This window comes from Marinobacter sp. MIT932201, assembly GCF_047123295.1.
In the GTDB taxonomy this organism is placed as follows: Bacteria; Pseudomonadota; Gammaproteobacteria; order Pseudomonadales; family Oleiphilaceae; genus Marinobacter; species Marinobacter salsuginis.
The window spans coordinates 2,887,520-2,902,429 of the sequence record NZ_CP138917.1 but is presented as its reverse complement, the minus strand read 5'-3'; the positions used below and the strand labels follow the sequence as shown (position 1 = coordinate 2,902,429).

The 14,910-nt window shown below is 54.4% G+C and carries 11 protein-coding genes; 8 read left to right on the top strand and 3 right to left on the bottom strand.

All coding sequences use genetic code 11. From position 1 onward, the window contains the following. Positions 1-328 precede the first annotated feature (328 nt). The 3 genes from SIC15_RS13265 to SIC15_RS13255 all read left to right on the top strand — a co-directional run bounded on the left by SIC15_RS13265 (position 329) and on the right by SIC15_RS13255 (position 3,130). Positions 329-1,216 carry a hypothetical protein gene (locus SIC15_RS13265; protein ID WP_412536129.1) on the top strand — a complete coding sequence of 296 codons (888 nt, stop codon included), beginning with the start codon at positions 329-331 and terminating at the stop codon, positions 1,214-1,216. Positions 1,217-1,264: 48 nt separating this feature from the next. Beyond that, positions 1,265-2,710: an exodeoxyribonuclease I gene (gene sbcB, locus SIC15_RS13260; protein ID WP_412536128.1), complete on the top strand. Its 1,446-nt coding sequence runs from the start codon at positions 1,265-1,267 to the stop codon at positions 2,708-2,710. A 96-nt stretch (positions 2,711-2,806) separates the two neighbouring features. Then, positions 2,807-3,130, top strand: a complete 324-nt coding sequence (locus SIC15_RS13255) for a nucleotidyltransferase family protein (RefSeq protein ID WP_412536127.1) — start codon at positions 2,807-2,809, stop codon at positions 3,128-3,130. A gap of 95 nt (positions 3,131-3,225) precedes the next feature. Here the strand turns inward: SIC15_RS13255 and SIC15_RS13250 are convergent, their stop codons facing one another. After that, on the bottom strand, positions 3,226-5,226 hold the full coding sequence (locus SIC15_RS13250) for a hypothetical protein (protein ID WP_412536126.1): 2,001 nt from the start codon (positions 5,224-5,226) through the stop codon (positions 3,226-3,228). 194 nt (positions 5,227-5,420) lie between these two features. After that, the gene (locus SIC15_RS13245; RefSeq protein ID WP_291905882.1) at positions 5,421-7,025 is read right to left on the bottom strand and encodes a flagellin; all 1,605 of its coding nucleotides are present in this window, start codon (positions 7,023-7,025) and stop codon (positions 5,421-5,423) included. A gap of 384 nt (positions 7,026-7,409) precedes the next feature. On the opposite strand from SIC15_RS13245, the gene SIC15_RS13240 reads away from it, so the two are divergent. From SIC15_RS13240 to SIC15_RS13220, 5 genes are all read left to right on the top strand, one after another. Next, the gene (locus SIC15_RS13240) at positions 7,410-9,035 is read left to right on the top strand and encodes a flagellin (RefSeq protein WP_291905880.1); all 1,626 of its coding nucleotides are present in this window, start codon (positions 7,410-7,412) and stop codon (positions 9,033-9,035) included. 70 nt (positions 9,036-9,105) lie between these two features. Continuing rightward, positions 9,106-9,540 carry a flagellar protein FlaG gene (locus SIC15_RS13235; RefSeq protein ID WP_291905878.1) on the top strand — a complete coding sequence of 145 codons (435 nt, stop codon included), beginning with the start codon at positions 9,106-9,108 and terminating at the stop codon, positions 9,538-9,540. Between the two features lie 247 nt (positions 9,541-9,787). Beyond that, positions 9,788-11,779, top strand: coding sequence for a flagellar filament capping protein FliD (fliD, locus tag SIC15_RS13230; protein WP_291905877.1), 1,992 nt, complete (start codon positions 9,788-9,790; stop codon positions 11,777-11,779). Positions 11,780-11,815: 36 nt separating this feature from the next. Then, positions 11,816-12,214, top strand: a complete 399-nt coding sequence (gene fliS, locus SIC15_RS13225; protein ID WP_412536125.1) for a flagellar export chaperone FliS — start codon at positions 11,816-11,818, stop codon at positions 12,212-12,214. Positions 12,215-12,387: 173 nt separating this feature from the next. Further along, positions 12,388-13,599, top strand: coding sequence for an argininosuccinate synthase (locus tag SIC15_RS13220; RefSeq protein ID WP_412536124.1), 1,212 nt, complete (start codon positions 12,388-12,390; stop codon positions 13,597-13,599). Here the strand turns inward: SIC15_RS13220 and SIC15_RS13215 are convergent. Further along, positions 13,596-14,621 (bottom strand): AraC family transcriptional regulator, encoded by a 1,026-nt coding sequence (locus SIC15_RS13215; protein ID WP_349342871.1) that lies wholly within the window; start codon positions 14,619-14,621, stop codon positions 13,596-13,598. The genes SIC15_RS13220 and SIC15_RS13215 overlap by 4 nt on opposite strands. Between the last annotated feature and the right edge of the window lie 289 nt (positions 14,622-14,910).

The following is a 14,910-nucleotide window of genomic DNA, read 5'->3' as shown; positions in this document are numbered from 1 at the left end:
CATAAGGTGCGAAAGTATACCAGTAGTCTTTGTTGTGTACACGTTTGCTACAGCATGCGTAACAATCGGTAAGGTGTTGTAAGTATTTTAAGGCAAAGGTTTTGTGACTGTATTCAAAGTTGGTTGAGTATTACTGAATTGTAAATGGTGATTGTGACTCTGCTCACTCTATTGGCCGATCTGCCTTGGTTATAGTGTGTGTGCGGCAAATAAAAAATAATGTAAATCCCTGCCGCCTGTGAGCACCGGAAAACCAAAAACAAACCGGGCTGCAGAGGAGTCGGGCGTCGGAAACTGACTCTAAATAACTAATTCAGAGACGCAAAATATGAGACAGCGAGCGTATGGATACGCTGCCGTCACCTTGTTCTGCCTGGGTATTGCGCCCGTTGCCCAGGCCGAGCTGAAGCCCATTTCAGAGGAAACAATGGGTGAGGTGACCGGGCAGGCTTTTATGCAGATCGAGAACATCCCGGGGGATACCCATGCGTTCACGCGTATGACGCTGACCATGGATGTGGAAACCCGGATGAACGTGGATGACGTGCAGGCCGGCGACATTGATGGCGGCGTGGACTTCGCTGCCCAGCATGTGGCGCTCGGGCACATTGCCCGGAATGACGGTGAGCAGTTCAACGGCCGCACCTACAGTGCCGGAGATACCGTTCATTTCGAGGCGTTCAAACCGTATATCGAGCTGGCGGAAGACCCTGCCGAGGGGAAGCTTTCCGGCTTCCGTATGGGGTTTGAGCAGGCGAGGGGATCGGTTTCCTCGCTTACCAGCAGTTTCAGTGGCGATATTGGCCTGAAACTCGTTAGTGGAGGCCAGGAGTACGATGCCACTCTCTTTGATGAGAACGCCCAGGCGACCAACTATCGCGCCAGCCACATAGGTATCAACGACCCTGCTGCCGCGCCAGCTGATTGCACCGCTGGTTCTGAAACAAATTGTGCGCCACTGACGCATTTACAGTCGATTACTGTGGGCGAAGAGGGCGTCGATGGCGTGACTGATTTCACCAGCGACTTCTTCATTGGCTTCCAGCGCGAGGGTGTGGACTGGCAGAGCCCGGATGGCAGCACCGTGATCAATGCTGGAAAGGGTGTGTTTATTAATCTGCCCACAAGTATGAAAGTGGATATGAGCCAATTGATCACGCAGGGTGTGGACCGGCTGCAGACCCATCGGGACGATATGGGTACCCGATTGTTTTAAATGCTAAACTCCTGCCAGTGCAAATTCATTCGGCAGGAGCCTAATCCCTTGATCCGCTCGTTTTACTGGCACGATTACGAAACTTTCGGGGTAGACCCGGTTCACGACAGGCCTTCCCAGTTTGCCGGCGTGCGAACGGATGCGGATCTCAACATCATCGAAGACCCGCTGGTGATTTACTGTAAGCCAGCGGAAGACTACCTGCCATCGCCGGAAGCCTGTCTCATTACCGGCATTACGCCCCAGAAAGCACTGGAAGATGGCTTTCCAGAGGCCGAGTTTATCGCGCAGATCAACGAGGCTTTCAGCCAGCCAGGCACCTGTGTGGTGGGCTACAACAGCCTGCGCTTTGATGATGAAGTGACCCGCCACACCCTCTACCGCAACCTGCGGGATCCCTATGCCCGCGAATGGCAGAATGGCAATTCCCGCTGGGACATTATTGATATGGTGCGCCTGACGTTCGCCCTGCGACCGGAGGGTATCAAATGGCCCCGCAAGGAAGATGGAAGCCCCAGTTTCAAACTGGAGGAGCTAACGGTTGCCAACGGAATCGCACACGAGGCGGCCCACGATGCCATGTCGGATGTTGAGGCAACCATTGCGGTGGCCAAACTGATCAAGGAGAAGCAGCCAAAGCTCTTTGATTTTGTGTTGCAGAACAAGGATAAACACTCTGCACGCGCCATGCTGGATACCGCCACCATGAAGCCGGTTTTCCACATATCCGCCAAGTACCCGGCCAGTCGGGGTTGCTGTGCGATGGTGGCCCCGGTGGCCGAGCATCCCACAAATAAGAACCTGGTGATTGTTTACGACCTGAGGGAAGACCCCACCGAGTTGATCAATGCCAGCGCTGATCAGATTCGTGAGCGGGTGTTTACTTCCCAGGCGGAATTGGGGGAAGGCGTGAGCCGCTTTCCGCTGAAAGGCGTGCAGCTGAATAAATGCCCGGTGCTGGCGCCGGCGAACATGTTATCCACCCTTTCTCCGGAGCGCCTCGAAGAGTTGGCCCTGGATGGGGATACCCTGCGGGCCAATCTCGCCATGTTGCGCAAGGCCCCCGATCTGCCAGCCAAGATTGCCGAGGCCTTCGACCAGCCCCACGAAAGCGATCTGACAGACCCGGATGAGCAGCTCTATGCAGGTGGCTTCATCAGCAAAGCTGATCGAGAGAAGCTGAACTGGGTGCTGGAGCAGCCGGTCGAGACGCTTGGCGAGCTGGATGTGACGTTCGAAGACAATCGCCTGCAGGAGCTGCTGTTTCGCTATCGGGCGCGGAACTATCCAGGCAGCCTGATGGGTGAGGAGCTGGAGCGGTGGGAGGAGTTCCGTAGCCAGAGGCTAATGCACCCGAAGAAGGGGTGGCGATCTCTGGAGGCTTACGCTCAGGAATTAAAGCGCCTGGCGGCGGACCCGGAATTGACGCCGCAGCGGCGACATATTCTGGAAGATTTGCATTTGTATGGGGAGTCTTTGATTCCTTATATCTGAGGATAAGGATGTTGGCCGTTCCGGCCGCCGCTTTCTTTATTGTTTGGGGGGCAAGGTTTAAACTCCAGACATATACCGCAAGCTACTGAGTGAAGTATGGCCGCAATTAATGCACTGGAGATGCTGAAAGGAAAACAGGACGAGATTCGCCTGCTTTGTAAAAAGCACAGGGTAAAGTCCTTCGGTGTTTTCGGCTCTGCTGCCACAGGGCATTTCAATGAGACCAGTGATCTGGATTTTATTGTGGATTTTGATCCAGCTCTAACCGCTACTCAAAAGGCTGCGGCGTTTTTCGGGCTAAAAGAAGAACTGGAATCAATGTTTTCTCGCCCTGTGGATTTGGTCACGATGTCCTCCTTAACCAATCCCTATTTCAGAGACTCGGTTCTCGAAGAGCGGCATTCCTTATATGCAGCGTGAGGCTCTCAATGCTGATTAATAATCGTCAGTCGATATTGCAGGAGTGCGTCGAAAACGGGGTCAGATGAAACTTTCATCTGACCCCAAGTTCAATCTCAGCGCCGCTTCACGAAATAAACACTCAAATTCTGCCCCATCAGGCTTTGCACCTCACTGCCCAGTGCCTCCGCCTGAATCTGTTGCTGAACCGGCCCGGTTGCCAGGCTGTGGCCATCCACATCCCGTGCTTTCACGAGTTTCCATTCCACCTCGTTGCTCGCCATAGCCATCAGCTCTTTCAGCTGGGCTGTGTCCTGTGGCCGGAACCATCGGTCCCGGCAGCCGCCGAGGCTGTAGAAATCGGCGTCGGAAATCAATTCCTGCCACGCTGCATCGTTCCTATTGGAAAGCACCATCCGGCGGAGCTGGCGCAGCGTTTGGCGGGTAGGTTGAAGCTTGTGTTCGGCAACCAGTTTGCGGATCTGTTGGTCACCCGATGTTTGCTCTGCAATGGCGGTATGCATGTGCACCACACCGCCGGATCCGGTGGCTTCGTTGACCAGGGCCGCCAGAGACAGGCTCGTCATGGCCGGTGAGGGCAGGCGACCGACTTCGATCCAGTGCACCTGGTGGCCATCGGCCACGAAACGCTGGGCGATGGACCAGGGCCAGAACACGATGTTGTCCATACCCATCTCGTTCGCCATACGCGTGGCCTTGGCGATGTTGGCCAGAGATTCATCCACCGCGATCACTTCCACATCGTCCAGATAGCCCGCCAGTTCCATCGCCCGCTGGCCGGACTGCGCACCGCACACCATGATGCGAACGGTGGCCGGGAGATTGTCGGTGTCCAGCCCCAGCTCGGTGGCCATCAATGTTTTAAGGCTGCTTTCGGTGCGGTAGGCCAACTGAGACCAGGACGGCCATGCCTGGGGAACATCGGTCTTGTCCAGACAGAGCTCCTCGGCCTTCTCATCGAAATTCTGTTTGATTGCCTCTTCCTCGGCCCGGTCGTAATAGCTGGCAGCCAGAACTGGCTGCAGCGCCAGAGGCCAATCTACCAGGTTCCATTGGCCAAGTTGAACGGCAAATGATTGGTGGAAGAGTGCGCCATACATTGCGCTGATCATCAGTGAGCCGATGAGCCCGTCCTGTTCCTCACCAAGGGCAAACTGGGCCTGGATGCTGTCGTTGATGGCAGAGACAAGCCGTTCTTCATCGTCCTCTGCGGCGAGGGCATAGCCGGTTCTGTCGGCGTATTGAGCGATGGCCAGTGTCAGACGTTGCAGTTGGTCCCGAAGTTCAACGGTTTGTGCGACTTCGGCAATGATCGCCCTGCGCAGCAGGGTAACCAGCTCTTCCACCGCAGGATTGGGCATCAGAGTTTTCTGGAGCGCGAGCATCAGTAGTTCGTCTTCGCTCGCAGCATCCAGGAAGATCTGTGCATCCGGGTTATCCAGATCATACTGTTGATGGATAATCGCGCCGACAAACCGACCCAGCTCCTGATGCGGCAAACCATCCCGCTGGAGCAAGGCGATCGCATCGTGGGCGAGGGCTGAATCGGCCTTGTTCACCTCCAGATGCTGGGCACAGCTCAGCATGCCGCTGTACACGGAATCCCATCCGGCGCCGGTTTCCAGCAGCTTGCGATAATGCAGGTAGGCTACATCGAATTGCCCCTGCAACCGTTTGGCATGGGCAACACCACAGAAAGCGGCGGCAGATTGCCGGTCACAGTCCAGGGCCTGCAGGAAATACTGCTCTGCAAGCGCTGGCCGCTCGGTTTTCAGGGCCCAGTAACCCAGGTTGCAGTACTGCTGCGCCTGGCCCGGCTGATGGTTCAGGCTGGCATTGAACAGGGTGTGGGCTTTCTCGAGCTGCCCGTCGTCCATTTCCACGCGGCCAAGCAGTCCCAGCCCACCGGCATTCTCCGGCTCCAGAGCCAGCGCATCGTTCAGATAGCCGCGGCATTCCTGCCGGGCCTTCAGCCGCTGGATATGGCTAAGGCCGTTGCTGTTGGACTCCCCGTAGGCAAGATTGGCCTGAAGAAGAAGGCGGGCAACCTGGGCCTGTTGGGATTGGGATACCTGGACTTGATGCTTGGCTTGCATGGGACACCTCGTGAATACAGCCGCAATGGGAAGCGGCAAAGGTCTGCAGTTTTGGACGGTTTGCCGTGCTTTGAGGGAGGTGTTGCGAAAGCTGTGCCAGTTTGTGCAGTGGATAGCTTTAAGATGAGGGAGGTTGTTGCTTAAAAAAAGAGGGCCCGGTTTACACCGAGCCCTCTTGGGTTTGGTCTTTACGTTTAACCCTGCAGCAACTGCAGAACCTGCTGAGGCCGAGCGTTGGCCTGGGCCAGGACGGACAAGCCAGCCTGTTGAAGGACCTGGGTTCGGGCCAGTTCGGCGGACTCTGCGGCGAAGTCGGCGTCGCGGATCCGGGAACGGGCTGCCGAGAGGTTCTCTGAAGTCGTGCTCAGGTTTGCAATGGTGGTCTCGAAACGATTTTGTACTGCACCGAGATCCGCTCGGACGCTATTGATGCTCTGAAGGGCAGAGTCCATCGCAAGAAGAGCTTTGTTTGCGCCTTCGACCGTAGAAATATCGACGGTTGCGACATTCTGACTGGCATCGACGTTAAGAAGCGTTTGATCAAAGCCAATAATGTCAGCGCCGCTGTTAAGAGTGACATTATCTAGAGACTGAAGAGTGATCTCGCCTCGGTAGAGAAAACTATTTGTCACGCTTGCATCAGTGTCAGCCGTCTGCGCAAAGCCGTCTTGGAAAATCGAGACAATTTCAGATTGGCCAGTGTTAGCTGTGGCACCATCGTCTGTAATTGACATGTCCTCCTGAATCTGAATGTTCCGTCCATCTTCGGCTCTCATAACAAGATTGCCTGAGACATCAATTTCAGCCCTTACTCCAGTTCTGCTGCTGAACTGATTGATCGCCGCTTCGGCGTCAGCCAGAGATACTGTGTCGTCATCATCCAGAGTTGTTTCTAGTACCACCACACCATTAATCTGAAGCGAATAACTTGCGGTATCGCCTTCGTCGTCCGGATCAGAAAACTGGACGAGCGAGGTGTTGCCGGTTCCTATACCGGCAAAGCTTTTTTCGGTACTAGCGAGAGCGCTCACACCATCCAGTCCGCTGCCATTAATTGCAGCAGCTTTGGCATAGGCGCTATCTGATTCCTGGCCTGCGAGGGTACCTGCAAACCGAGTGGAATCGGCTACAACTTCGCCGTTAATCACCAGGTTCGCCCCGGTGGCAGAACCGCTCACACCAGTGTAATCGGTTACCCCTGACTGCACTGTACCGTTAGTTCCCCCAGTTGCTGTTCCGAGAGTTTCTGCGCCGGTTCTCGCAACAGTTCCCGCCTCGTCAACCACCGAGCCAATCTGGTTGGCCTTCGTGCCTTCTATCGAGACACCAATAGTTTGGTTGGCGTTGGCACCCACTTGGAACTGTTGGGTAACATAGCTGCCATCCAAAACCCTCAATCCATTGAATTCTGTTTCCGCCGCAATCCGATCGACCTCCTCAATCAGCTGTGCTACCTCCGCTTGGAGTGCCTTACGGTCAGAACCAGAATTGGTTGCGTTGGCGGATTGCACTGCGAGCTCCCTGATTCTCTGCAAAGCAGAGGCTGCCTCTCCAAGAGCGCCCTCCGCGACTTGCGCCAGAGAAATACCATCGTTGGCATTACGAATTGCCTGATTAAGCCCGCGCACCTGGGATGTAAAGCGTTCTGAAATGGCTAAACCTGCTGCATCGTCTTTGGCAGAGTTAATCCGCAGACCAGATGAAAGTCGCTGAAGAGCGACATTTGCGTCACCTTGGGTTGTGTTCAGGTTTCTTTGGGCGTTCAGTGAAGCAATGTTGGTGTTAATGACCTGAGGCATATCAATTCTCCCTGCTCAGAGGTGCCGGAAGCCAGGTTCCCGATCCTGAGTGGGAACCTTTGCCGGCGGAAACTCGTTAAATTGCCGTTTTGCAAGGTGACAAGCGAAGGGTGTGCCAGTTTCTGAGGGTGGTGTTTATTTTATTGTTTTTAAATGGAATTAAGGCTTCGCTATACGGTTGGCCTGTATCCATACGCCAAAACGCTGCCGCTCTGAAGGGAACTGAATTGCCGGTTTTACATTTGTTAACAAAAACAGTGGATTTTTTTCTAAAGCAACCGCCTGTGGCGCCGTTAAGTGGAGTAACAGGGCGGCGCTCCCAAACGAAAAACGGGCGCCAGACCTTTTCCATGAAATAACGACATCTGTCGAAGGAGAAGCATTATGGCTCTCGGTATTAACACTAACGTCGCGTCACTGTCTGCTCAGAATCAGCTGAGCAATTCTCAAAAGCTGAATGACCAAGCATTGGAGCGCCTTTCGTCGGGACTGAGGATCAACTCTGCCAAAGACGATGCAGCAGGTTTGGCTATCTCTGAGAGGTTTACAAGTCAGATCAATGGCCTCAATCAAGCAGCGCGTAATGCCAATGATGGTATCTCTCTGGCGCAAACAGCGGAGGGGGCTCTGGAGGAAAGCAGCAACATTCTCCAGCGGATTCGAGAGTTGTCTGTCCAGTCATCGAATGCGACGAACTCATCCTCTGACAGAGCCGCGCTTCAGCAGGAAGTCGGACAGTTGTTGAATGAGCTTGACCGTGTAGCAACGACCACTCAGTTCAACGGGTTGAATCTTCTTGACGGGAGCTTCAACGCCCAAGACTTTCAAGTGGGCGCGAATGCAAACCAGACGATAAGCGTATCGGTTGCTGGTGTTCGTACCAGCCAACTTGGCGCAAGCGTTGATGCCGAGGGCACTCTGGCGGGCACTGCCGCCGCAGGTGCCGCAGCGACCGCTGGCACTCGAAACTTGAGAGAAGCAGACGGTACTGCTGCCGATACTACCCGTGACCTCGTTGGCTCTGTTTCCAATGCGGCCGTTTCAGATCTAACGATAAATAGTGTGAACATTCCATCGTCAACCGCTTATGCTCTTGATGGCGATTCCTACAGAGGGGGCGATAGTGCAACTGCGAAAGCAGCAGCTATCAACTCAGAGTCAGCCCAAACTGGCGTTAGTGCCGTGGCGAAGAATGAGATTACGTTCGGAACAAACGGCGGTACGGCCGGAGTCGATGACTTTCTGAATATTAGTGGTGGTGACTTTGATGCTAATGGAAGTTACACCCTGACCATTAACGGCGAACAAGTCTTGAGTCAGAACTTTGTAAGTGGTGAAACAGCCGGCACTTCTGCAAATATTTCACTAGATGACGCAATTTCCAAGATAAACGAGGTTTCTGGAGACACAGGTGTTACCGCGAGAAAGGACGGTGATAAGCTTGTATTGGAGTCCTCAGACGGAAGAAATATTGAAATCCAGGAAGAGGCGAGTTTTGACGGTGATGCTGTCCTTACCCTCGATACTGCGTTCTCGAGCACAGTCCAGAGTGGCGCTGGCGCAGCAGCGGTAGTTGATTCAACTGAAACATATCGAGGAACCGTTACGTTGCAATCGAACGATAATGTTGAGTTGGGTGGCACTATTGCTGGAATAGGTTTCGACTCATCTAATCAAACGAACATTGCAACGAGCGGTAGCATCGAGGGACTGACTGTAGCCACCGTCACTGGTGCAAGCGAAGCAATTCGTCGAGTGGACGCGGCGCTGGATACAATTAACGACACGCGAGCCAAGTTGGGTGCTGTACAAAACCGGTTTGAGTCAACCATTGCGAACATTCAAACCACCTCGGAGAACCTTTCGGCGGCACGTGGACGCATATTGGACGCAGACTTTGCGGCAGAAACAGCAAAGCTCTCTAAGTCGCAGGTACTGCAGCAGGCCGGTATTTCTGTCTTGGCCCAGGCCAACGCCCGTCCGCAGCAGGTTCTGTCCCTCCTGCAGTAAGGGGCTAGCGGTAACAGCCGGAACCCTCGGGTTCCGGTTTAATGCCGTTTGAGGATAGCGAGGTAAAGCTATGAATGACGTTAACCTGAACAGCCCGGATCTGAAGCTGGTTCGTGCCAGTGAACAAGCACCGGCTCGGGCAATTTCGTCATCTCAGGCCGAAGGCAGGAATGCCTCCGACCTTGCTGGTTCGTCTGCCGCTGTCCGTCAAGTACAGAACCCGCAGGCAATATCCGACGCTTCGAAGACTGAAAAGCTTCAAGCTCGGAACGAAGCCACTCGGGAGCAACTGGATGATGCGGTTAGCCAGCTGAACGACTTTGTTCAGAATGTGCAGCGGGATTTGCAGTTTGAAGTGGATAATGAGCTTGGCCAGACGATCGTAAAAGTCGTTGATCAGTCGACCAAAGAAGTTATTCGCCAGATTCCGGATGAATTAGCATTGAGGTTGGCAGAAAACTTGCAGCAGGAAGAGCCGCTGACGTTGTTTAATATCAAAGTGTAAAGGCGGTCGCTTTTACTCCGATGGAAACGACGGTATTTCAGCACCGCCGCACCCGTGAGGGGCCGGCGGTGTTCTGCGTATTGGTATTCTGGTAAAAGTGGGGCAAGAAAAAGGTTTTCTTCGGACCAGGAGGGGTGTCAGCTGTTACACGGTGTTACAAATCAGCTAAAGAAAAAGGCAAAGTTCTGCCGCTTTTTGCCGATAAACTGATCAATGAAGAGGTTCGCCCCCTTGAGGAGGCATGAGCATGGCAAGCATTTCATCGCTGGGTATAGGTTCAGGTGTTCTGACCTCTGATCTTTTGGATCAGTTGGTTCAAGCGGAGCGCGCGCCCACGGAAAACAGGCTGACACAGAAAACAGAGCAAACACAGGCTTTGCTCTCTGCCTATGGAAAACTTCGTAGCGTGGTTACCGAGTTGCGCCTACCGATGCGCCAGCTCAGCGCTCCAGATAATCTCAAAGCGTTTTCTGCAAGTTCTTCCAATGAAGGCATTGCGGTATCAGTGGACAGCACCAAGGCGAGTCGCGGCACATACAGTGTCGAGGTGACAAGTCTTGCCGGTGCGCAGGCTTTGGCTTCCCGGGATGCGTTTGCGGACCGTGACGCGACCAGTGTCGGGCAGGGCACGCTGACGCTGAATGTTGGTGATAAAACTACGAACATCACCATTGATAATAGCAATGACACGCTTCAGGGGCTCGCGAACGCGATCAATGATTCCGGTGCGGGCGTCTCTGCGGGTGTCATTGATACGGGGAACGGCTTCCAGTTGGTTCTCTCTGCGGATGAGACCGGAACGGCCAACGCGGTGAGTATCTCCGTTTCCGGTGATACGGGGGGGACAGATACCGACAATCAAGGTCTTTCGCGTTTCGCGTTTAACACTGGCATGGATGCAGATTCCGGTCTGCAAGAGACCATTGCTGCTTCTGATGCGGTTATGAAGGTTAACGGTGTTGAAGTTACCCGGTCGACTAACAGCTTTGAAAATGTGATTGACGGCCTAACCTTTGATATTGCTGAAACTGGTTCCTCGATTATCAAGGTCCAGCAAGACTTCGGTGCAGTTGCCGATCGAGTGCAGGGTTTCGTCGACAAATTTAACGCGCTTCAGTCCACCATTGACAGCCTTGCTGGTTTTAACGCCGAAGCGGGCGTTGGCAGCTTGCTCACGGGCGACAGCACCGTCCGTTCGATTCAGAATCAATTGCGGCAGGTGCTGACGCGGGTTGTGCCGGGCCTGGAGAATGCCAGTGTTCGCAGTCTGGCCGATGTGGGTGTCACAACAAACTTTGAAACCGGCGGCTTGGAGTTTGATCGAGCCAAGTTTGAAGAGCAACTGAAGAATAATCCGGACGATGTAACAGCATTGTTTGCTGAGCAAGGCCGGACAACTGATAGCCAGGTTGAGTTTGTTCGCAGTGGTTTGAACACTGAGCCAGGCAGGTACGACATCAATATCACCCAGGCCGCGACACAAGGCTCACTCTCCGGGACTGCGATTTCGAGTGTGCCGTTTGCCATCGACGCCGGCAATGACGAGCTGACTTTTCAGGTTAATGGGGAAACCTCGGTGAGCATTCAGCTCACTCAGCAAACCTACAACACCGCTCAAGAACTGGCAGATGAAATCCAGGCGCAGTTGAATGCCAATAATGCTCTGAATGCGTCTGGCTCGAATGTCCAAGTTGGCGTTGGGAGCGGTGGTGAGCTGACATTTGCCTCTTCCGATTACGGCAGTGATTCCAACGTCAGCCTAACATCAGTGGAAGACGGTTCTGCTTATGGGCTTTCCGCTGCCACGGGTACATCGGGTGTCGATGTGGCTGGCACCATCGGTGGTCGAACGGCGGAAGGCGACGGCCAAGTGCTCTTTCTGGGGAATGGCAATGGCGGTGCGTCTGGTCTCCAGGTCCGGATTCTGGGAGACCAGACCGGAAGCCGTGGCTCGATCACCTTTGTTGAAGGGGTAGCCGAAAGAACCGTTGATTTGGTGACCAGTTTTGTTGGTGCGGACGGTGCCATCGAATCCCGAACCGAAGGTCTTAACAGAGAGCTTGAGCAAATTCAGGAGAGCCAGGTTCGCCTTGAGGAGCGAATTGCTGCTTATCGTGAGAGGTTGGTTAGCCAATTCACGGCAGCCGACTCACTGATTTCGCAACTCAACAGCACCCAGGATTACGTAAGTCAGCAGCTTGCTGCGCTTGCACCCCAAAACAACCGGAACAACAACTGATTGGCACGGGCCGATTAGCGAACCAAGAGGTCGAGTATGAACGGTTTACAGGCATACCAGCGCGTAAACACCCAAACCAGCATCACAGATGCGGACCCCCATAGGCTGATCCAGCTTCTGTACAACGGTGCGATTGAGCGAATTAACATGGCCAAGTCCCGGATTCAGGCAAAGGATTACTCTGGAAAGGCACAGTTGATCAATAAGGCCATCGAAATTATTGGTGGACTCCGCTCTTTCCTGGATTTTGAGCAGGGTGGCGATCTGGCTGCGCGTCTTGAGGCGCTTTATGACTACATGGAGCGGACGCTTCTGCAAGCCAGTGCGAAGAGTGACGTGGAAAAGCTGGATGAGGTTTTGACTCTTCTCCGTTCCGTCAAAGAAGGCTGGGACGGCATTCGTGAAGAGGCTATTGGGCAGCAGCAGGCTGTTTGAACCGGCACGCTCAGCCTTGCTAAAGTCGGGGTCAGATGAAGGCTTTCATCTGACCCCTGTTTCGAACACGCAGCCTGCCTAATACCCCGGCCCAATAGCCATTCCCCCCGCTGTCCCGTACAATAGCGCCCTTATTTTCAACACATCCATTCTGTTCAGTCTGGAGCAAGGGCATGTCTGATATCAAAAAGGTGGTGCTGGCCTATTCTGGTGGCCTGGATACTTCCGTTATCGTTCGGTGGTTGCAGGATACCTATAACTGTGAGGTGGTGACCTTCACCGCCGACATCGGCCAGGGCGAGGAAGTTGAACCGGCGCGGGCGAAAGCCGAGGCGTTGGGCGTTAAGGAAATCTACATCGAGGACCTGCGCGAGGAGTTTGTGCGCGATTACGTGTTCCCGATGTTCCGCGCGAACACCATCTACGAGGGTGAGTATCTGCTGGGTACCTCCATTGCCCGTCCTCTGATTGCCAAGCGTCTGATCGATATTGCCAATGAGACCGGCGCCGATGCTATTTCCCATGGCGCTACCGGCAAGGGCAACGACCAGGTGCGTTTCGAGCTCGGTGCCTACGCGCTAAAGCCCGGTGTGAAGGTGATTGCGCCCTGGCGTGAGTGGGATCTGAATTCCCGCGAGAAGCTGCTCAAATATTGCGAAGAGCGCAACATCCCGGTGGAAATGAAGAAGGGCAAGAGCCCGTACTCCATGGACGCCAACCTGCTGCACATCTCTTATGAAGGCATCAATTTGGAAGATCCCTGGACGGAAGCCGAGGAAGATATGTGGCGCTGGAGTGTGTCTCCTGAAAACGCACCGGATGAGCCGACTTACGTAGAGCTGACCTACAAGAAGGGCGACATTGTTGCTATCGATGGTCAGGACATGAAGCCGCATGTGGTTCTGGAGACTTTGAACAAGCTGGCGGGTGCCAACGGTATTGGTCGTCTGGATATTGTTGAGAACCGCTATGTAGGTATGAAGTCCCGCGGCTGCTACGAAACCCCGGGTGGTACCATCATGCTGCGTGCCCACCGTGCCATCGAGTCCATCACTTTGGACCGCGAAGTGGCGCACCTGAAAGACAGCATCATGCCGCGTTACGCTGAGGTGATCTACAACGGTTACTGGTGGTCTCCGGAGCGTGAGGCGCTGCAGGCGCTGATCGATCAGACCCAGAACTATGTAAACGGCACGGTTCGTCTGAAGCTCTATAAGGGCAATGTGGATGTGGTTGGCCGTAAGTCTGAGGATTCTCTGTTCGACGAGAAGATCGCCACCTTTGAGGAAGATCAGGGTGCGTACGATCAGAAGGATGCCGAAGGCTTTATCAAGCTGAATGCGCTGCGGCTTCGGATTGCTGCCGGCAAAGGCCGCAAGCTTTAAGTCTGCTCTTTGGACGCCCGGAACTCTCCGGGCGTCTTCCCCGTTACCGCCTTGAACTTCCGGTGGAACGACGTGGTTTCGCTGTACCCCAGCCTCAGAGCAATATCCGGAATGGCCAACTCGCTGTTTCGTAGATAGTCCTCGGCCATTTTTTGCCGCACTTCATCCAAGAGTTTCTGATAAGACACACCTTCCTGCCCGAGCTTTCTCTGCAGAGTGCGGCTTGTCATGCCAAGGTCCTCGGCCACCATGTCCTGCCTTGTGACACCTTGCATCAGCTGTTGCTGAATGCTGTGGCGAACTTTTGAGGTCAGGTCGCTGTCGGTATCCAGAGAGGCCAGCTGGCTCAGGGCATGGGCTTCCAGGGTTTTGCGGAGCAGGGGGTCGGGTTGTCGCAGGCGGGTTTCCAGCAGGCTTTTCTTGAGCGTGATGCTGTCCTCATCGGCTGAGAAAGTCACCGGGCAGTGCCAGCGCTCCCGGTAGGCCATTTCAAATTCCGAGCCTGGCGAGGATCGGCGGAGCTTTACCGAGCTAGGTGACGCGTCCTGATTGTCTGCAAGCCAGCGGGCGTAGTTCACCCAGGAGGCAAATACGTTGTCCACCAGTTGCGGGCGGACGACGGGATCGGTGTAGTTGCAGTTCCAGGTCAGTTTGATGTCTTCGCCTTTCATGGCGAGGCTGGTGGTGCCCATATCTCCGACGAGTTTTTCGAACGGCGCAATGCGTGCCACGGCCTCGCCCAGGGTGGCGCAGCTCATGGTGATGTAGCCAAGCACGCTGTAGGAGCCGGGTTGAACGAAGTCGCCGGTTTCGAGGCCCAGAATCGGGTTGCCGGTTTGCTCGCACAATAAACGGATAAAGTGCTGGAACTGCTCGCCGTTGATTCGGCCGTCGTCAGTGTCGAGTATTCTCTGGTCCAGTTCGGCCTGGACGAAAAGGCGATGGATGTCCACGTCAGTGGATTCGGCAGCACGAACGTATTGGCGCAAGGCGGCGACAGAAGCGGTTCCGAGGGTTTTCATGGTTACAGCACTGTTTTTGGAATCGTTATGGCGGGAGTATAACGGAACTGGCGCGGAAACGTCCGGGGCAGAAAATAAAAAGGCCAGCTAAAAAGCTGGCCTAAAAACAAGGAAAGAACGAAAGTGCCTGAAAAATTCGTTAATCCGGTGGATTCGATTCCCCATATGGCGGCGGAGGTACTACTCGGCTCCTCCACCATGGGGGATACTGCTTAAATCCACGATGTCAGATTAAGTCTTCCGTGCCTTCCTGTCTGTTTGTGAAGTGTGTATCAGTGTTACCGAGTGT